17 protein-coding genes are annotated in these 19,332 nt (G+C 44.5%); 7 read left to right on the top strand and 10 right to left on the bottom strand.

The features are described 5' to 3' along the window. Positions 1-5: 5 nt before the first annotated feature. The gene (locus LN893_RS05340) at positions 6-1,772 is read right to left on the bottom strand and encodes a RagB/SusD family nutrient uptake outer membrane protein (protein WP_229968767.1); all 1,767 of its coding nucleotides are present in this window, start codon (positions 1,770-1,772) and stop codon (positions 6-8) included. A gap of 44 nt (positions 1,773-1,816) precedes the next feature. Continuing rightward, positions 1,817-5,059: a SusC/RagA family TonB-linked outer membrane protein gene (locus LN893_RS05335; RefSeq protein ID WP_229968766.1), complete on the bottom strand. Its 3,243-nt coding sequence runs from the start codon at positions 5,057-5,059 to the stop codon at positions 1,817-1,819. Positions 5,060-5,516: 457 nt separating this feature from the next. On the opposite strand from LN893_RS05335, the gene LN893_RS05330 reads away from it, so the two are divergent. Then, positions 5,517-5,768, top strand: a complete 252-nt coding sequence (locus tag LN893_RS05330) for a hypothetical protein (RefSeq protein ID WP_229968765.1) — start codon at positions 5,517-5,519, stop codon at positions 5,766-5,768. A 176-nt stretch (positions 5,769-5,944) separates the two neighbouring features. Here the strand turns inward: LN893_RS05330 and LN893_RS05325 are convergent, their stop codons facing one another. After that, positions 5,945-6,925 (bottom strand): Kelch repeat-containing protein, encoded by a 981-nt coding sequence (locus LN893_RS05325; protein WP_229968764.1) that lies wholly within the window; start codon positions 6,923-6,925, stop codon positions 5,945-5,947. Between the two features lie 220 nt (positions 6,926-7,145). Between LN893_RS05325 and LN893_RS05320 the strand changes: the two genes are divergently transcribed. Continuing rightward, complete coding sequence (locus LN893_RS05320) at positions 7,146-8,039, top strand: YihY/virulence factor BrkB family protein (protein WP_229968763.1); 894 nt, start codon at positions 7,146-7,148, stop codon at positions 8,037-8,039. Between the two features lie 101 nt (positions 8,040-8,140). Here LN893_RS05320 and LN893_RS05315 read toward each other — a convergent pair whose 3' ends face one another. From LN893_RS05315 to LN893_RS05305, 3 genes are read right to left on the bottom strand one after another with little or no spacing between them, the layout of a single operon-like run. Further along, the gene (locus tag LN893_RS05315) at positions 8,141-8,848 is read right to left on the bottom strand and encodes a hypothetical protein (protein WP_229968762.1); all 708 of its coding nucleotides are present in this window, start codon (positions 8,846-8,848) and stop codon (positions 8,141-8,143) included. Beyond that, the gene (locus tag LN893_RS05310; protein WP_229968761.1) at positions 8,848-9,606 is read right to left on the bottom strand and encodes an LVIVD repeat-containing protein; all 759 of its coding nucleotides are present in this window, start codon (positions 9,604-9,606) and stop codon (positions 8,848-8,850) included. The genes LN893_RS05315 and LN893_RS05310 overlap by 1 nt, the downstream gene beginning before the upstream one ends. Further along, on the bottom strand, positions 9,606-10,121 hold the full coding sequence (locus LN893_RS05305) for an LVIVD repeat-containing protein (protein WP_229968760.1): 516 nt from the start codon (positions 10,119-10,121) through the stop codon (positions 9,606-9,608). Before LN893_RS05305 ends, LN893_RS05310 begins: the two co-directional genes overlap by 1 nt. 682 nt (positions 10,122-10,803) lie before the next feature. On the opposite strand from LN893_RS05305, the gene LN893_RS20680 reads away from it, so the two are divergent. The 4 genes from LN893_RS20680 to LN893_RS05285 all read left to right on the top strand — a co-directional run bounded on the left by LN893_RS20680 (position 10,804) and on the right by LN893_RS05285 (position 13,304). After that, on the top strand, positions 10,804-11,283 hold the full coding sequence (locus tag LN893_RS20680) for a DUF4168 domain-containing protein (RefSeq protein WP_229968759.1): 480 nt from the start codon (positions 10,804-10,806) through the stop codon (positions 11,281-11,283). A gap of 189 nt (positions 11,284-11,472) precedes the next feature. Continuing rightward, positions 11,473-12,444, top strand: coding sequence for an aldo/keto reductase (locus LN893_RS05295; protein ID WP_229968758.1), 972 nt, complete (start codon positions 11,473-11,475; stop codon positions 12,442-12,444). 136 nt (positions 12,445-12,580) lie between these two features. Then, positions 12,581-13,027, top strand: a complete 447-nt coding sequence (locus tag LN893_RS05290) for a GNAT family N-acetyltransferase (protein ID WP_229968757.1) — start codon at positions 12,581-12,583, stop codon at positions 13,025-13,027. Between the two features lie 34 nt (positions 13,028-13,061). Continuing rightward, positions 13,062-13,304 (top strand): DUF3820 family protein, encoded by a 243-nt coding sequence (locus LN893_RS05285; RefSeq protein WP_229968756.1) that lies wholly within the window; start codon positions 13,062-13,064, stop codon positions 13,302-13,304. 191 nt (positions 13,305-13,495) lie between these two features. Here the strand turns inward: LN893_RS05285 and LN893_RS05280 are convergent, their stop codons facing one another. The 3 genes from LN893_RS05280 to LN893_RS05270 all read right to left on the bottom strand — a co-directional run bounded on the left by LN893_RS05280 (position 13,496) and on the right by LN893_RS05270 (position 17,807). Next, a complete protein-coding gene (locus LN893_RS05280; RefSeq protein ID WP_229968755.1) occupies positions 13,496-14,812 on the bottom strand; it encodes a gluconate:H+ symporter in 1,317 nt (438 codons plus the stop codon). Positions 14,813-14,883: 71 nt separating this feature from the next. Next, on the bottom strand, positions 14,884-16,419 hold the full coding sequence (locus LN893_RS05275; RefSeq protein WP_229968754.1) for a gluconokinase: 1,536 nt from the start codon (positions 16,417-16,419) through the stop codon (positions 14,884-14,886). 155 nt (positions 16,420-16,574) lie between these two features. Further along, positions 16,575-17,807 (bottom strand): multidrug effflux MFS transporter, encoded by a 1,233-nt coding sequence (locus LN893_RS05270; RefSeq protein WP_229968753.1) that lies wholly within the window; start codon positions 17,805-17,807, stop codon positions 16,575-16,577. 138 nt (positions 17,808-17,945) lie between these two features. On the opposite strand from LN893_RS05270, the gene LN893_RS05265 reads away from it, so the two are divergent. Then, positions 17,946-18,227 (top strand): GNAT family N-acetyltransferase, encoded by a 282-nt coding sequence (locus LN893_RS05265; protein WP_229968752.1) that lies wholly within the window; start codon positions 17,946-17,948, stop codon positions 18,225-18,227. An 11-nt stretch (positions 18,228-18,238) separates the two neighbouring features. On the opposite strand, the gene LN893_RS05260 is transcribed toward LN893_RS05265, so the two are convergent. Next, on the bottom strand, positions 18,239-19,198 hold the full coding sequence (locus LN893_RS05260) for a CvpA family protein (protein ID WP_229968751.1): 960 nt from the start codon (positions 19,196-19,198) through the stop codon (positions 18,239-18,241). Positions 19,199-19,332 lie beyond the last annotated feature (134 nt).

Raw genomic sequence — 19,332 nt, 5'->3', positions numbered from 1 at the left:
TTATGTTACCATCCAGGGTTTTGCCCCAGCTTAGGATTCATTAATCTATCTGTTTCAGGTATAGGATAAAGATAATGTTTATCTTCCCAATTTCTAGGTATATTGTTCAGCCAGGTTAGCTTTCCGTGGCTACCTTCTGACAACTGCTGTGGGTTTACACCTCCGCTTATAGTTTCAGAAACATTGATGTAAGTAACACCAGCCACGGGGTTAGCAGGCATGGTTTTGTAGAAGCTAACATCCAGCACTCCATCTTCATTCAAGTCTATTGGTTGGTTAAGGGCAGGTACATAAAAGCCGTTCCACTCCATCTCCATCAGTTCGCCTCTCCTCCACCTTACCAAATCATCAAACCGAAGCCCTTCCAAAGCCAGTTCTATACCCCTCTCGCGGCGCACTTCCAGTAGTACAGGGTCAGAGATAGACGGAAAATAATTAGCCTGCAAGTATGAATCAACCGTAGTTGGTTTAGCCTCTGTGCCACCCGAGATACCAGCACGTTTTCGTAAAGCGCCTATCGTAGTCGCCCAATCTGCATCGGTCATAGTTCCTAGTTCAGCTTTTGCTTCTGCGTGGTTTAGCAGCACTTCTGCGTAGCGTATAATAGAGATAGAGTTAATGTTCCTGCTACCTCCATCATAGAACATGTCGTCTAGTGTCCATTTTATTGGTTGATAACCTGTGTAGGTATAAGAGAAAATAGGAGGAGCAGGTTCTGCGGCACCACCGTTTATTCTTTTATAGTTGCCTGTGCGGATAGTTTGCTGCAATCTTTTATCGCGGCCTTTCACCTCATCGGCAAATACCATCGTTTCGTAACCTGGTGTGCTGGTAAAAGGAGTGCCATCCAGTTTCAGGTAAGTGTTTACAAAAGTTCTGATCAGACTAACCCTTGCACCATAGGTTGCACTTGTCCACCACCAGTTGGCATCGTTAAACACGTTCAGGTTAGGGTCTACCACTGCTGAAAGTATAATCTCCGAAGTGACAGGGGTTGGGTTGATGAACAACTGGCGGTAAGCGTTTTCACTACCTCCTGCTGTATTTAAGTTAAAACCGCCGTTCTCCATCACCATTCCCGAAGCCGAAACAGCTTCCGTCAGCCATTTATCAGCCGTATTGGCCATCACATCGTGGTACTTGCGGTACGTGCCCTCGTACAAGCAAACCCTTGATTTGAAAGCATAAGCCACATACTTCGTAATCAGGCTGCGGGTATTATCGTTGGTGGTGTTGATGTTGGCGCAGGCGTAATTTAAATCTGCCAAAACAGAATCCATCACCATGGTACGAGCGTCACGCTCGTTAAACAAAGCAGGATCATCTACTCCCATAGGTTTGTTTATCCAAGGCACATTTCCAAAGCGTTTTACTTTATCAAAATAAAACCAGGCTCTGAAAAACCTTGCTATGCCGATGTAGTGCGCTCTTACACTAGGAGCGATGCTTGGGTCGTTGCAATTAGCGATAAAGTAGTTGATGTTGCGGAGCTGATCCCAATTCCAGCCAGAGCTCTGGCGTGGACCAAAAGCACCTGCTCTCAGGAAATCAGGTACTTGGGTTCTGGCAGCGTAGTCCGACATGGCATCTCCCCTGTGCACGTCGTTGGCACTAGGTAGCACATCGTAAAATGAATTGGCGTAAAGTTCAAGACCTTTTTCGCTGCTGAATACAGCTTCTTTAGTAGCTGTAGCCATAGGGGCCTGGTCCAGTTTTTCGCAGCTGGAGAACACAGCGCAAAAAAAGATAAGCCATAATAACTGTTTCTTCATGATATCTTAATTTAAATCAATCTTCTTTTTAGGATGGTTGTGATTTAGAAGCCAATGGATAAGCCCATGGTTACACTTTTGAGGGTAGGATAATTGTAGCCATTACCGCTGCCTCCATTGGTAAGCACTCTATCAGAGCCGTTTATACTTTCCACATCCAGATCACGGGTTATTTTGTAAAGCGGCGACCATGTCCAAAGATTCTCTCCTGACAGGAAGACACGCGCGTTGCTCATACCTATTCTGCCAATCAGCGACTGAGGGAGTATATAACCGATTTGGATGTTCTTCATGCGGATGTACGCCACGTTCTGCAGGTATTTTGTCTGCTCTTGCCTTAGTTCTCCAGAACCGTTCTGGGCTACATAACCTCTTAACCTTGGCAAGTAAGCATCTGGATTATCTTCTGACCACATGTTATCTAAATGCCACTTTGGCAACTTGTTGTAAGGTCTGTTGTACTGGCCCCAGAATGTACTGGCCTCTCCACCAGGGTACCAGTCCTGCTTGCCAACTCCTTGCATAAAGGTAGAGAAGAAGAAGTTATTCCAGTCCAGATCCAGTTTCACGCCATAGGTATAGCGCGGCGTCGAGTTACCGATAACTCTTCTGTCTCCTGGGTTAGCAACCGTGTTGTCGCCGTTGTTGATCACATTGTCACCATTCAGGTCTGCAAACCTGATATCGCCTGGCAGCAGTTGGCCACTGGTAGAGGCTCTAATCAAAGATTGAGATGGAGAATTCTCGATTTCCTCCTGCGAAGAGAAGAAGCCTGCAGTTTCGTAGCCCCATATTTCACCTACCGTCTGCCCTTCGTAGTAGTCGCTCAGTTTCTTATCAGGGTTGTTATACTTTGTTATTTTAGCTTTATAGTCTGCTAAGGTTAACCTTAAGCCATAGTTAAATGGCTTAGCACCTACCGTAAACATATCGCGCCAGTTCATAGATAGCTCCCATCCTTTCGTTTCTAAATCGGCATAGTTACCCTTAGGCACAGCAGTACCGAACACAGCTGGCAAGCTCATGCCTACTGTAAACATATCGGTGGTTTTACGGATGTAGGCATCGCCGTTAAATGTGAGGCGATTTGAGAACATGCCTAAGTCCAGGCCAATGTTTTGTGTAGTAGAGGTTTCCCAGGTAAGACCATCAGGAATAACACCAGGCTGGCTTGTGCGCTGCGGTCTGATGCCGTTTAGCACCCTACCCGACTGCGAAATACTAAACTGCTCCTGAAAGGCATAAGAACCGATGTTTCCGTTACCCAAAGAGCCATAGGAAGCCCTGAACTTAAGTTCTGAGATTAAATCGGGAGATACTTTCCAGAATGGTTCGTTGCTAAGCCTCCAACCTGCAGAAAAAGAAGGGAAGAAAGCAAAACGTTCGTTTTCAGGAAATTTAGAAGAACCGTCGTATCGACCGTTCGCTTCAAAAAGGTAGCGGTCTTTGAAAGCATAGTTCAGCCTGTAAAAGCCACCCATAATGTTCCATCTTTCCCAACCGCCGTTTGTGCCGATAGATTGGCCCAACGCCAGGTTAATATCTTTGGCTCCCTCAAAAATAAGCCCGTTACGCTGCGTTCGTAGCGCCCGATGCGTCGATTGCTCATAGTTGTAACCAGCCATGACTTTGAAGTAATGCACATCGCTTAGGTTTGGCTCGTACTCACTGTACACATTTGTTGCAATGTACTGCGTCTCACGGAACCTCTCCTGTATATCGTTGGTGTTGGTACCTACATATTCAATTACCCCTGGCTTTCTGCTGTAAGGCACTGGTACGCGTATCTGTGTCTCATCATTATCGATGTTCCGGAACGTGAAGTCGCCGTTTACTCTGAACTTGTCTTGAAGTAACTTTGCCGTAAAACCAGTCGTGTTCCTGATCTCACGCTCATTCATATCGATACCGTTCTTGCCGTACCAAAAATCACCTACTGTATAAGCAGCAGAATAAGTAAGTGTGCCGTCAGGATTAAACATCGGTGCCATGGTATGCCCCTCGTCTGCTATGTTACGCCAGATGCCACCGCCTTCACCCACATTCAGTGGGTTATGGTAAGTCATTTTAGAGTAGTTGGTATTGTTATCAATGCGTAACCACGGGAAAAGCTCTACAGAACCTTTCGCTCGGAAGTTATACATCTTATAATCATCGGAATTATACCTAAACAAGCCTTCCTGACCGTAATACCTGCCAGTGGCATAAAAGCTGGCTTTTCCGTTGCTACCTGAAACCGAGATATTATGTTCCGTGGCACTGTTGCGGTCTTTGTACAAATGCTTAAACCAGTCAGTGTTATCATAGTAAACGTACTCCCCGTTCGGTCCTACCTCTACCTTCGGCAGGCTTGGGTCATTGGCTCTCCTTTCCAGTTCCTCTAAATATTCAGGCGAAAACCTTACGGTTTTGTTTGCATTCTGTGGCGTTTGCGAATAATTGTTCCAGGCACTCCAGGCTTCATTAAAGTACTTGGAGAATGTATATCCGTCAGTTACATAATCTGGAACAGCTGTCGGGCTTTTGATAGAATGGTTAGCCGAATAGGTAACACTTGTTCGGTCTTTAGTAGGATTTTTAGTTGTGATGAGCACCACTCCAAACGCTCCTCTTGCTCCATAAATAGCGGCAGAAGCAGCATCTTTCAGCACAGAGATACTGGCAATATCGTTCGGGTTTAATAAGCTAGGATCACCTTGTACACCGTCAATAAGCACCAAAGCGCTACCACCCTGGCCTATAGATGTGGTACCTCTCACGTTGTAGCTCGGCGACTGTATAGGTTTGCCGTCGGTTGGCACCAGGTTTAGGTTTGGTATTACCCCCTGCAGCCCCTGCGATAGGTTAGGTAGCGGGCGGTTATCCAGCACTTCAGACGTTACCTGATCTACAGCCCCTGTTAAGTTTACTTTTTTCTGGGTACCGTAACCTACCACTACCACTTCATTCAGGCTCTTCGTATCTTCTTTTAAAGATACCTCCAAAGTACTTTTGCCCCCGATGCTTACTTCTTGCGTTGTGAAGCCTAGGTAGGAGAAAACCAGCACGGGCTGCGAAACACCTGTGGTGTTGATGGTGAAACGGCCTTCAGCATCGGTTACAGCTCCAGTAGCTGTACCTTTCAGGCTTACAGACACGCCAGGTAACGGCTGACCTGATGCATCTTTTACCTGCCCCGTTACTGGCCCATCCTGTTTAGAGCTATCGGCCATCCGCAGACTTTTCAGGTTGCTAGCGAATGCCTCCTGTCCACCTGTAATGCCTTCTAGCGATGTCAGACCAAGCATGGCCATCAGTAATAAAGAGCATCTGCTACGATATCCTCTTTTGCTTTTGATTGGTAGTTTTGAACTCATCCTATACAGATATTTAGTTGATTAACCATAAGAAAACTCTGTGTGAAGACATGAAATATTCCCACTGCAATACAAGAACTTTGCTTCGTCACAAAGGAAGCGCCTTAGCTTTACCTAAATGTTTTCTGAAGATGAATGAAGTATTATTTATGAGGGAATTGGCGAAGGGTATCTTAACACAACAGCAACAACTTATTTATGGCGCCACTATGAAAACACATTTGTTATGAGCCTAAGAAGAATAGGCTATCGAGAGGAAATATAACGTTTTAGCTAGCCTTAACACAGTTAACGCGTTCATAGTTAACCTACACGCAAAAAAAACATAAACCCTTTTTTACAATCCTACGTAAGGAGTCGCAACATAAACCTTTATCTATATACAGCTATGTCTTATTACTATACTGTTAAGGAATATGCTTCCATCAAAGGCTTAGATCTTTCTGTTCAGGATGAAGTTCAAGTAAAGGACTGGGCAACGAACCTAAGCAATGAGCGTGGAGTTGCCATAAATAAGGTACAAAACAAAAATTCGAACCGAAAAACAAGCTGCTTCTCGATTCGAATTTTAAATGAAACATTTAAAGCTTTGGATGGCAAGCCTGTTAAGGTAAAGGCCAAGATGCTTGCAAGCGTATAGCTTTCCAAATAAGCTTTTCTTTTTTATATCTGCAAAGACTTACTATATGCGTTTGGCTTTGCATAGCTTCTACTGTTGTAAGCGCCATAGCTTAACTTTACTGCACGCTAAACAACAATTGTACAGCAACTGAAGTACTTCAAAGCTTCTTTAGCTGTTATAATCCTGTGGTAAGGCTAATTATTAGGATCATATTCATAGAAGTGTTCCGCAAACCCTCCACGGTAGTAAAGGCCAAAATATCCTTTACCATCTACTTCAAAAGCGTAGTCTGGGTATATATCATTTGGCTGTCCTTGAGGCGGTATATTAGAATCCTTTCCGATGATAGGTGTTCCCACTTTTTCATACCATTTGTTGCTGTAGGGGTTATACTCCCATATAGCATATCCGTTTATTACATATCCTTTTGTGGTCGTAGAAAAGGCAGTAGAAGCACCACCTCCAGGAAAGTCAGCCCGAGCCCTCCATTTATTTACATGTGGATTATACTCCCAAAGTTTGCCTTCTTCCACTGCATAGGCAAGCGGACCTATAATGAACATCTCAACTCTAGCATTGAAGGGGAAGTCTCCTTTCAATACCCATGTGTCAGAGCCAGGATGGTACTCCCATAACTTGTTATCCTTTGCCACATAACCTTTATTTAATATACTGAACCCCACATCGTAATTTCCTTCCCCTCCTGGCAAATCCGCTTTCTGGGTCCAGTTATCTTGTTTAGGATCATATTCCCAGAAATCTTTTAAATCTCCAACCACAAAGGTATTTCCATCATGCCCTGTTATTGTGTTCCCGCCACCTACATAACCTTTCGTATCTGTTGCAAAACCAACGGCGCGCAATCTACCCCTGTCAGGCATACTTGCCATCCTTGTCCATTTATCTTCAGATGCGTTATAAGCGATTAGCTGGTTTGCACCTCCATCGCTAGGCGGAAACCTTAAACTTCCTGTGGCCATGTAGCCTTTGCCTTGCAAAGAAAAAACTACAGCGTGAATCCCAGAGGGAGATTTTCCCTTTTCAGTTATAGTACCTAGGGTTACAGGCTCCTCTTCCTGTTCACAGAAAGGATAAATGTCGTTTTCACAGAGCGTCTCCTTACAGGAAGTGCTGACCAGAAGTATGGCCAACAGATACAATAAATGTTTTTTCATAGCTTAATAGTTAAATTGTAAAAAGAAATGGTACAATTTTGTTTACGTTCCCGTTTTTGCTTCGTTCATGCATTAGCAACATAACAAAGCGTCTTCACTAAAACATGCATAGGCTTTGCCTGTCACTTTGGTTTAAAAAAACGCTACCATCCTGCATAGCTTAACTTATCTGCTCTTTGAGCGTTATTTCAACAACCTACAAAAGACAAAACAAGAGTGCATGTTGTGGATAAAGAACTTTTTTAAACAAACCTGGGACATCTTAAAGGACGCTAAAAAGAATTTTCAGCGTGGAGAACCCATCATTTACAGTGCTGCCATCGCTTTTTTTACTATTTTTTCGCTTCCAGCCATACTAATTATACTTACGTTGGTAGGTTCTTCTTTTTTCTCTGAAGAAAGTGTGCGAAATCAAATTGTGGGGCAGGTAGAAAGCTTAATAAGCACCGAAGCAGCAAACCAGATTGACACCGTTTTAGAAAACGCAACCGAGGTTCCTGCTGGCTTCTGGGGCATTTTAATAGCTGTTGCTGTTGTTGTTAAAAGTGCCACAATCATCTTCTTTATCATTCAGAAAGCCCTCAACTCTGTGTGGCAGGTAAAGGTAAAGCCGAAGGTTAATTATTTAAAACTGCTGAAATACAGAATTGCCACACTAGCTATAGTTGTTGGTTTAGGCTTTTTGCTGTTGCTAAGCCTTGTTTTAGATACAGTAATAGCTCTTTACAGCGAAGAACTTCAAAGCCTGTTCGAGGAGTATCTTACCCCTGCCATCAGAACAGTGAACACAGTTTTCTACCTGGCTGTTGTCTTGACTTTCTTTACTGCCATACTTAAGGTTTTACCAGATGCAAAAGTTGCCTGGAAAGACGCACTGGCTGGAGGAATTATCACCTCAATCCTTTTCATGATCGGAAAGCAGATTATCAACTACATTTTAGGAAGTATAAAAGTAGTGGGCATTTATGAGGCTGCTGGCTCTTTGGTAATTGTGTTGTTGTGGGTATTTTATTCTTCTATCATCCTAATGCTGGGAGCAGAAGTAACAAAAGCCTATGCCAATAATAGTGGCAGGCAAATAGAGCCAAACGAGATAGCAGATAAAAACGATTGAAGCTAGCAAAGAAAATTAATAAGATAGGAACTCCCTAAGTTAGATGCCAGCAAACATATTATAAACATAGCTTAGCCGCAACGTTTATAATATGGGATAAACTAAAAAGCAATTCCCAGTTTCATACCGAGAAGTAGGTGTGCGCCTGTAAAGCCAAAGTCCAGCAGGTTATAGTTATAGCGTGGTTCGGTGTAGTCAGTTTCAATGCTGCTGCTTTTATACCCCAAACCAACATATGCATCCAATACCACCCTATCGGAGATAACAGGGTCTTGTGCACCTAACAAAATCACACCGCCCCACCTGTCAACCTTTTCAGTGAAAGACCTGTCTTTGTACCTGTAATAAAGCAAACCATCATCAGCTGTTTCCTCTACCCATCCTTGCCTCACAAAATCTATTTTAAAATGATGGCAGTTAATGCCGAAGGAGGTGTAAAATTGTTCACCAGTAGGTTTTGCAGGCCTGGTAAGGTAAACCCGATACTGCACCGCTGCCCCGTACCCAGACACTTCTCCCCAGTCTTTTTCCTCATTAGAGCGCCTCGAAAGGCCGTCAATGTTTTGAGTATTCCCATAGTAGAAGCGCGGCGAAAGTATTAGGCTATGATACCCGTGCGGTTCCAATCTTTTCTCCAGGTCCAGGTGCACACCATTTAAGATCAGGTGCTGCGGACTAAACTTTAGGCTGTAGTTTCTAACACGAGCAGTGTCAGACTGAGCGGAGGCAAAAAATGAAAGGGCAGAAAAAGCACACACAAGCGCGAGGCAAAAAAACTTCTGCAACATGACCAGATTATAGTTGAACATTATAAACCTGGTTCCACTGCTATTTTGCTCAGCAGTTCCAGCGATTCGTTTGTGTATTGGTACTGGTAAAAGCCGTCGCTGCCAACCACCAGCAAGTGGTTGTTGTACGGAATTACATCGTACGCATCAATCTTGAAATGCTGCTTTAGTTGCAACGACATCACATCCGTAGCATCGTACATCTTTAGGCCGTCGTCGCACACAAACAAGTTCTTATTGTTGTCGATGCCCAAGCCTTTTGGCTGCACCATATCATACTGCGTTAGCAATTTAGGCTGGGTTATATCTTCCAGGCTTACAATCTGTAGCTGATTTACAGCCTGCCGACATGTAGTTCCGCTTCGGAGTGTGATGTAAGCATACTCCCCATCCGTCACAACAGGGTCGCAGCTTACCACATGTTCGTAGGTAGAGATGTGTTTTGGTGCGGCAGGATTTTGTATGCTCATAATATGCATACCCGTTTGCGTACCTATAAATAGCTTGTCCTGGAAAGGAAAGATGGTTTCAACCCCAAAAGGCAAATGCACCTCGCCTTTCGCTTGCGGGTTTATGGGGCTGCTTATGTCAAAAAGATTTAAAGAAGAGTTATCAACAGTATACAGATAGTCACCGCTTATGGTAAAACGTGCCATGGAGCCACCTGTACCTACTTCCGAACCACCTGGGGCAGGCATACTGCTATCACTGTCGGTACAAGACACAAACAAGCATATTCCAACAAAAGCAGCTATTGTAATATGTAGTAAGTTCCTCATTATTCTTTGTTTTGCTTTAATTCCCAACCTACTACAACTGCATCAGCAGGTACATTTCCCATATCAACGTCCCCCGAGAGGTTATCAGGAGGCGAAAGCGGCGGCAGGGCAAAGCGTATGCGTTTAGCAACTTGTATGTCTTGCGGATTGCTTATGTCTATAGCCACCAAGTCCACTGCATTATCTACATACAGTACGTTTTGTTTTACGGCAAAATCTATGTTGCCAGGCACCTGTATGAAGGCTATATTCTGCGGCGACTTTGGATCCTGATTGTCGATAACATGTACACCTTTGTACTTCTCGTTTATTAAAATGTAGTGCTGAAAACGGTACAGCTTTCCTGGGTTAACAATTGGTTGGGGCTCTTTTCTAAGAATCGAGGTTTCTAACTGGCTTCGACTCATTAAGATGGGCTGGTAAGCTGTATAACCCCAGAAATCATCGGGGGCAGGACATGCTGTAAGCAACGGTAGCATTAGCCCGAACAACAGAATACGATAGAACTTTTTCATACAGCTTCGTTTGTTACATATCCTTTACTAAAATTAATAATTTTAAGCTAGAAAACCATATTAGTTATACTGAATCTTCAGCTCACTTTGCAATACTAAAAGTTGAATAACTTCCTTAGCTGTGGCCCTACCCCTAACCCTCCGAGGAGGAGAATTGGTAACGGCAGAAAACTCCCCTCTGGGTAACTCATCTTGTATTGAAAAACAAAATATGCCGCAAGTTTAGCGATAGCGTAACTTGTGGTTGTACATAAGGTCAGTTAGTAAAGGCGGAGGTATGTAAGCTTTAATCCTGATTCGCAAGTTGAAAACTTGCCTCATGAAAAGCTCCAAGTTGAAAACTTGAAGCATAAGTCTGGGGTGTAAAGGCAAGATGAGTAAGCCTGTATGCTTTCCTACAAGAGTAACTCGGGAGGGGTTGGGCTGGTTAAATTTTCAAAGCAGTAGTTAATAAATATTGATCTGAACCATTGCCTAAGATTTTCCTATAAATATACAGCTGTAGCCTTTTCTAACTTTGTTCCCGTATAACAACACAGGTGTTTTCAGCCTTCAGGAGAAAACGTTCTTTGTTTATCTCCGTTATAGAGGTTAATACCCTCCTGTGGCTCAAGCCAAGCTTAATCAATTTTTTAACCTTCAACCCAATTCAAGATCCTTCCTTATGGTATTAATGAAGAAAGTGAAAAGGAATTTTGTACCTGTTTTTGCAGTTGCCGCACTTTGCTTTGGTCCTGCAGCATTTGCACAACAGGCTACTCCAACACAACAAGAAACAACGCAGCAGCAAAACAACTTTACCGATCAAGAGTTGCAGCAATTTGTAAAAGCAAATGCAAAAACGGCCTCCATTACCAAGGAGCACCAACAGGAAATGATTGACATCATTAAAGAAGAAGACCTGGAGGTGAGCAGGTTCAACGAGATTGCACAGGCACACCGACAGCAAACAATAGATGAGTTGGAAGTAAGTGAAGAAGAAATGACTTCTTTCAACAATGCAGCTCAGCAGATTGTAGAAATGCAACCAACAGCTAAGCAAGAAGTAGATGATGCCATTGAAGCAGAAGGCCTTACCGTAGAAAGATATGAAGAGATATTGGAAGCCTACGAAAAAGACCCAGAAGTAAAGGCAAAAGTACAAGCAATCATACAACAGTAATTTGAGATAGCAACAATAAAAAAAGCTTCGGTTCTGATGGACCGAAGCTTTTTTTATTGTTGCACCAGATAGACATTACAAAATTGACTAGCCTTAACGGCTCTCATACGTGTACACAGCACCTGCTATTGAGCAGATGATTTCTTATATTTACTTTTCACATTTTCAATTTCACTCTAAAGAAAACTTATGGAATATAGAAGATTTGGCCGTACGGGCTGGCAAGTAAGCGAGGTCGGCTACGGCATGTGGGGCATGGCAGGCTGGACTGGTTCTGATGAAGAGCAGTCTGACCGCTCGCTGGACATTGCCGTAGAAAACGGCTGCAACTTTTTTGATACTGCCTGGGGCTACGGGGCTGGCCTGAGCGAGCAGATTCTGGGCAGGCTACTGAAACGCCAGCAGGACAAGCGCCTGTATGTTGCCACCAAAATCCCGCCGAAGAACTTTAAATGGCCATCTAAGCCAGACTGTAAACTAGAAGATTGTTTTCCAGCAGATCATATTATAGAGTATACTGAAAAGAGCTTAAAAAACCTGGGCGTGGAAACCATTGACCTGCAGCAGTTTCATGTGTGGGAAGATGCTTGGGCAGAAAATGAGGAGTGGCAGCGTGCGGTAGAAAAGCTGAAAGCTGACGGAAAAATTCAGCACATGGGCGTGAGCGTAAACCGCTGGGAACCTGAAAATGTTCTGAACACGCTTCAGACTGGCCACATCAGCAGCGTGCAGGTAATCTATAACATTTTCGATCAGGCTCCAGAAGACAAGTTATTTCCGCTTTGTGAGAAACTGGATGTAGGCATTATTGCCCGTGTGCCTTTCGATGAAGGTACACTAACGGGTAACCTGACGAAGGATTCCACTTTCCCTGAAGACGACTGGCGCAGCACATATTTTGTGCCCGAAAACTTGAACTCTAGCGTAGAGCACGCCGACCGCCTGAAGCCTTTGGTACCAGAAGGCATGACCATGGCTGAAATGGCATTACGTTTTATACTCAGCAATAAGAGCATTGGCACCACTATACCAGGTATGCGCAAGCAACACCACGTTAAAGCTAACCTAAGCACCAGTGACGGCAAAGGCTTACCAACTGAACTACTGGAAGAGCTAAAGCAGCACCGCTGGGATCGGGAACCAACAGAGTGGTCGCAGTAAGATCGTTAGTATTATCAAATCAAAAAGCCTCTGAAATTTATACTTTCGGAGGCTTTTTGATTTTATAGATGGTTCTTAAGCTTCTTTTTAGTAACTAGGGCACTCTTGAAATTTAGCATAAAAAGAACAGTTATACATGGCACTCACAAAGATCTGTAAAGATTTTAATTCCCTTACCCCTACCGAGCTTTACGACATGCTTCGGCTGCGCAGCGAGGTATTTGTAGTAGAGCAAACCTGCATTTTCCTGGATATGGACGATAAAGACCAGAAATGCCACCACATTCTCTTTTACCAGGATAATACTCTTGTGGCAACAGCAAGGCTAGTTCCACCAGGCTTGTACTATACCGAAATGTCGATTGGCAGAATAGTAACCAGCATGCAGGTAAGAGGTACTGGCGTTGGAAAACAACTGGTAGATTACGCCATTGATGCCTGCTACAATTTATTTGGTAAAGGTCCGATCAAAATAGGCGCACAATTATATGCCAAGAAGTTCTATGAATCGTTTGGCTTTGAGCAGTCCAGCGAAGTTTATGATGAGGACGGTATTGACCACATCCACATGATAAAGGCCTGAGGCAGCCATAAGAAAGTATAAAGCATTAAAATTTATGGCAGAACCCAACCAACCAAATTCAGATATTCTGAAAGACCTCGTGAAGATGAAAATGCCGTTTGGCAAGTATAAAGGCACTATTCTCTGCAATTTGCCTGTCTCCTACCTCGAATGGTTTTATAGCAAGGGCTTTCCTGAGGGGAAGCTTGGTATGCAGTTGGCTACCATCTTTGAAATAAAAACTAACGGGCTGGAACATTTGCTGGAGCCACTTAAACGTAACCAGAACTATAGGTAACGCCGCAGAGTAAAAAATATTTCAATTATTTTGAAGAAACCTAAAACCAAGCATCAACTTCTACCGTAATAATGAATGGCTAAAAGTTGAAAAGTTAATTTTCGATATCGGATCAGGCTCCTGTTTTACGGGAGCCTTTTCTGTTTTTATAGTTTTTACTGCCTAAATATCTGTAATTCCTTATTTAGCCTTTACACAAACGGTTCCAACACCAGCACACCAATCAGCCCCATCACAGAAACAATTGTTTCCATAATAGACCAAGTAGCTATAGTTTGAGGAAGCGTTAGGTTGAAGTACTCTTTGAACATCCAGAAGCCAGGATCGTTTACGTGCGAGAACATAAGGCTACCTGAGCCTATAGCCAACACCATTAACTCAGGGCTTACGCCAGTGCTAGCCAGCAGTGGCAATGCAATACCAGCTCCCGTTAGTCCTGCTACCGTAGCTGAACCCAGGCACACTCGCAGCAATGCCGTAATTAGCCAGGCAAGAAATAAAGGAGATAGAGTGGTGCCTTCTATCATCCCCACCACCACGTTGCTAACACCACTATCAACCAGTACCTGCTTCAGGGCACCACCTCCGCCAATTATCAGCAGAATCATGGCAATGCCTGCAATGGAATCGGTGTAAAGTTTCATAACCTCTTCCATTCTTCTGCCTCGGTTCAAGCCTAAGGTAAACATAGCCACCAGTACCGAAATCAGAAGCGCCATCACAGGGTCACCGATGAACTCAAATACTTCTCTTATAAAAGATGTGGGAGGAAGCACTAAGGAAATAACAGCAGCCGTAGCCATAAGCAGCACTGGCACAAGCGCCGTAAAAACACTCACGCCATAACCTGGCATTTCTTCGTCAGAAAACTGCCTTACCGTAAAAAGGCCCTCTGGAGGAGAGGTTTCAAAATTTTTGAGGAGACGCCCAAACAAAGGCCCTGCTACAATGATGGTAGGCACAGCCAGGATAAGCCCATAGAGTAAAGTCAGGGCAATATCGGCTTCAAACATAACAGCAATAGCTGTAGGGCCAGGGTGCGGCGGAAGAAAACCATGCGTAACTGATAGAGATGCCGCCATTGGCAAACCGACATATAACAAAGGAACCCTTGCGGAGGCTGCCACTGAGAAAACCAACGGCATCAGAATGATAAAGCCAGCATTATAGAACATGGGTAACCCGACTACAAATCCAGTCAGCACCATTGCCCACTGCACATTATTCCTGCCAAAGCGGTTAATCAGTCCATATGTTATGCGCTGGGCAGCCCCTGTTTCCGACACCAAGTTACCCAGCATTGCCCCGAAACCCAAGATCAGCACCAAGGAGCCTAAGGTATCTCCTACACCTTTCTGCACCGATGCCAGCACATCCCTCACGGCCATTCCCTCGGCAATGCCTATACCAAGCGCTACTACAATTAAAGAAATAAACGTATTAAGCTTAAAAACCAGGATTAGGAGCAGCAGGATAAGTATACCCGCAACAACAATTAATAGAGACATGAGGAATAGGTTAGGATCTTAAACTGATTGAACTATAAAACGTGCAGCCAATGCCTTCTGCCACTGTCTCGCTACTCTTCTGCCTGCAAACTACTGATCTGGCTGAAACTATCCTTTAGCTTAGGATAGAGTGCTTCAAATATGCTAAAGTTTTTCTGATACTGTTGGTGCACTGCTTCATTAGGCACAAAAGTTCTGGTAATGTGCACCATCTGCTCTGCCTCTTCTAGGCCTTTTACGATGCCCAAGGCATACATACCCATTATGGCTGCCCCAAAAGCAGAACCTTCTGGCGTCTCCGCTAACAAAACTTTCTTGTTGAAAATATCAGCCAGCATCTGTACCCATACTTCAGAACGGGAAAAGCCGCCGCTGGCATAAATAACAGATACTGGTCCTACTGTTTCTTCTAAAGCCTTACCCACACTGTACACACTAAAGATGACGCCCTCCAGCAAAGCTCTGATAAAGTGTTCCCGTTTGTGGTTCAGGTGCACTCCAAAAAAGCATCCGCGGGCATTTGCGTCCCAGATAGGTGCCCGTTCTCCTAACAGGTAAGGCAGAAAAATAAGGCCATCGGCACCAACTGGCACCGTAGCGGCTTCGTTGCAAAGCAACACATAAGGATTAACCTGCTGCTTTAGTGCCTCTACCATTTCAGTCTCTCCAAAATTATCACGAAACCAGCGTAAAGCCACCCCTCCGTTGTTCACGGCACCACCCAGCACAAAATGACCTGGGGTTAGTATGTAGCTAAATATTCTACCCTGCGGATCGGTGGCTGCTTTGTTTGACACCACCCGAATGGCCCCACTCGTACCGATAGTTACCGCTGTGTGCCCTGATCTTATGGCACCAGTACCCAAATTAGCAAGGCAACCATCGCTGGCACCTACAACAAACGGCACATCGGCGGCAAGGCCTAACTCAGCGGCAAAAACAGGATTTAAGTTTCGGCAGGTGTGGGTGGTGGGTACAGGAGTCGGAAGTTTCTCTGCGGAAATATCTGCCACTTCTAAAGCTGGTGCATGCCACTGCAAAGTATAAATATTAAACAAGCCTGTGGCCGAAGCGATAGAATAATCAGTAACGTACTCGCCAAAGAACATATACCACACATATTCTTTTATACCTATAAACTTGGCAGCTTTGTAAAAGACATCAGTTAAATGGTCTCTCATCCAGCACAGCTTAAGCAAGGGCGACATAGGGTGTAGCGGTGTGCCTGTGCTGGCATAAATATCCCTCCCTACTTCGGTGTCTTTAAGTTCGGCTACATAACTGTTGCTTCGGGTATCGGCCCAGATAATGCAGTTGGTAAGCAGGTTTCCCGCTTCATCTACAGCAATAAGGCTGTGCATGGCGCTGCTAAAGCTGAAACCTTCTACTGCAAACTTCCCGATGTGCAGTTGCCCTAATACCACGCGCAGCGACTCCAGTACTGCTCTGAAAACCAATTCAGGGTCCTGCTCTGCAAGGCCGCTGTCGGTCGTAATTGTAGGATACTCCACCGTTTGCTGGAAGAGGACTTTACCTGCTGTACTAAAAGCTACTGTTTTGGTACTGGTTGTACCTATGTCTATACCAATTACAGCTTGCTGCACCATGTATTGTAGCGAGTTTTAGGCTAATTGTGAGTTTAAGATTTTAAGATAATGATTAATGTATACAGATGAAAGCAGCACGGAGTTGGGTTAAAATAAAAACCCGCCAGTTTTAGCTAACTGACGGGTTTTATGAAAGGCGTTGCTGATATAATTCGTTATAGCAAAACGGAATTATCTTCTTCCACTACTCTCCTTCTGGCTCTGTATCGGATGGTGCCTTTGCCAATCTGAAGGATAATCAGGCCACTAACCGCGCACATCATCATAACACTTACCATAGGTAAGGTGGTACCGTTATGGAGCACACTTATAGCGGCAGACATTAACCCACCCATGGCCATTCTAAAACTTCCCATCAAAGCAGCTGCGCTACCAGTATACCTGCTGAAAGGTGCCAGCGACAGTGCTGTAGCATTTGGATTTGTCAGCCCCTGGCCCGTTAGGAAGATAAACATAAGTACAATAAGGCTGTACTTGCCGTACCAACCGTACCAGCTACCTACTACCAATACTATTCCGACGGCTGTTTGGTAAAAGAGGGTGAAGTTCACGATCTGCTCGCTTTTATAACGCTTCAGTAGTCCATGGTTTAGCTGCGTAGAACCAATCATCGCAAACGCCAGAATAGCGAAAATCCAGCCGTACTCCCGTTCGCTAACCCCATAAATGTTCATGAACACATCGGCGGAACCTGCTATATAAGCAAAGGGCGCTGCTGTGGCTATACCACCCGCCAACATATACAGAAGAAACTGCGGCTGCTTCAACACAATCAGGAAATTGTTCAGCACGGGTTTCGGCTTCAAAGAAATAGTTGGGTCAGGCTGTCTGCCTTCTGGCAGAAAGAAGTATACGCCCAGCATAATAAAAGCCGTGATAACTGCCAGTGCAATAAAAACAGCATGCCAGCCAAAGGCTGTTGTTACATAGCCTCCTACTGTAGGTGCAATCATAGGCGACACCGCTATCACCAAGGTCAGAAGCGAAAAAGCCTGAGCCGTTTTATCAGCAGGAAAAATATCGCGCACCAGTGCCTGTGCTGCCACCATACCTGCACAGCCACCCACAGCCTGCAAAAAGCGCATGGCTATTAAGGTATCTATCGAATCAACAAAGGCACAGCCTACAGAGGCCAGAATGTAAATAGCTAGTCCTACATATAGTGGCGTTTTTCGGCCAAAACGATCGAGCAAGGGGCCGTAGAGCAACTGGCCAGCCGAAATACCGATCAAATAACTTGTTAAGGAAAGCTGAACCTGCTCAATGGTTGTTCCGAGGTCGGCTGCAATGGCAGGAAAGCCTGGCAGGTACATATCAATAGCAAAAGGACTGATAGTACATAACGATCCAAGAATAAGTATAAGTATGAAATGTTGTTTACCTGTCATCTTCAAAAACTAAGCTGCAAAGATACCACCATTGTTTAAACTTGGACTTATATCTTGCCAATAATTGGTGTACGTACATTAACTGACATAAACCGTCCGATGGATTATGCGTAACAAAAGCCTCAAGCATAAACAACTATGGAAACAACTGTAACACACGATAAGGAGTACCAGCAGTTTACTGTCGCGCTAGGTGAAGATGACGCAGAACTAGCCTACTCCACTCCCGCCGAAAATACTTTGGACTTTACGCATACCTACGTACCTGTAGCAGCAAGAGGTAAAGGTTTAGCCAATAAACTGATTGAAGCAGGTATGCAATATGCCAAAAGCAACAACCTGAAGGTAATTGCGACATGCCCTGTCGTGGCTAAATATGTTGAGCAACACGACGAGTACAAAAGTCTGCTAAAGATATAAGGTTAGCTGTTTCAGTTTCTGAAGTTCTGGGTAATCATGAGTTGGCTCCTGCCTCCTTCCAGCACGCCTATACCTACTCTACCAAACTGACGGCGCAAAATATTTGCTCTATGTCCAGGGGATTCCATCAGTCCTTCGTGGGCTATTTTTAGCGTTGGAGCCAAGGCCAGGTTTTCGCCAGCCGTCCTGAAGCGCACGTTCCCTTTCCTGATGCGGTCAAAAGCATCAGCGCCTTCGGGTGTATAGTGTGAAAAGTAACCTCTGCTAAACATATCTGCAGAATGCAAACGTGCCACTCGCGTAAGCGCTGTATCCATTTCCAAAGGTTGTAGCCCTTCTGCCACCCGTTCTTCGTTTAATAGCTCTAGCATTTGCGCCTCTAGGTCTGGCCTTGGTTTGGCATCCGTCACCTTATAAGGCAACTCCACAAACTCATCCGATCCAGGGCTTACCGTCAGCTTATTCAGGGTTCGCTGCGCTGCCTTCTCAAAAATGGGTGCCGCCGCTGTTTCTATTTGCTCGGTATAGGAAGCAAACCTATTTGCAAGGCTGCTGTTCTGCACACTTCGCTCCATACCTTCTGGCAACGGAAAAGCCATAAGCAATATAGCAATAATGGCAGCTGTTATAAAGCCGTTGAACAAGCCAGGCACTGTACCAAAAACCTTATTTTCTTTTGTCTGATGTGCATGCGCTGGCACTCTCTTCAGAAGCAAATCGCCGAGGCTTTGGATTAGGATGCTTGCCACAATGGTGACGAGTATAAAAGAGACTGGCAATAGCCAAAGTTCGCTCCAGTCTACCACATGCTGTAGCCACGCAGCTACCTGCGGGTAAAAGTGCAAGCCGAGCAGCAGGCTACCCACCCAACGCACCAGGTCGAGCATGCCCAGCAAAAAACCGCGATGCCACCCAGACACAATGCTAGCCACTATAACTATGACAAAAAGTATATCTATCAAATTAATCATATCCGTTTTGTATTACTTTTTTCACTACGAATTATAGCAGAGCTACAGCTAAAGCTTGTTTTTAAATTTTGAATCTCACTGATTCTTTGCACTACAGCATTTTGTTTTGAAAACAGGCATATCATTTTAAAAAG

The organism is Pontibacter harenae (assembly GCF_020907245.1).
Taxonomy (GTDB): Bacteria; Bacteroidota; Bacteroidia; order Cytophagales; family Hymenobacteraceae; genus Pontibacter; species Pontibacter harenae.
Note: the sequence above shows the minus strand (reverse complement) of the source record. Positions and strands in the feature narration are given on the sequence as shown.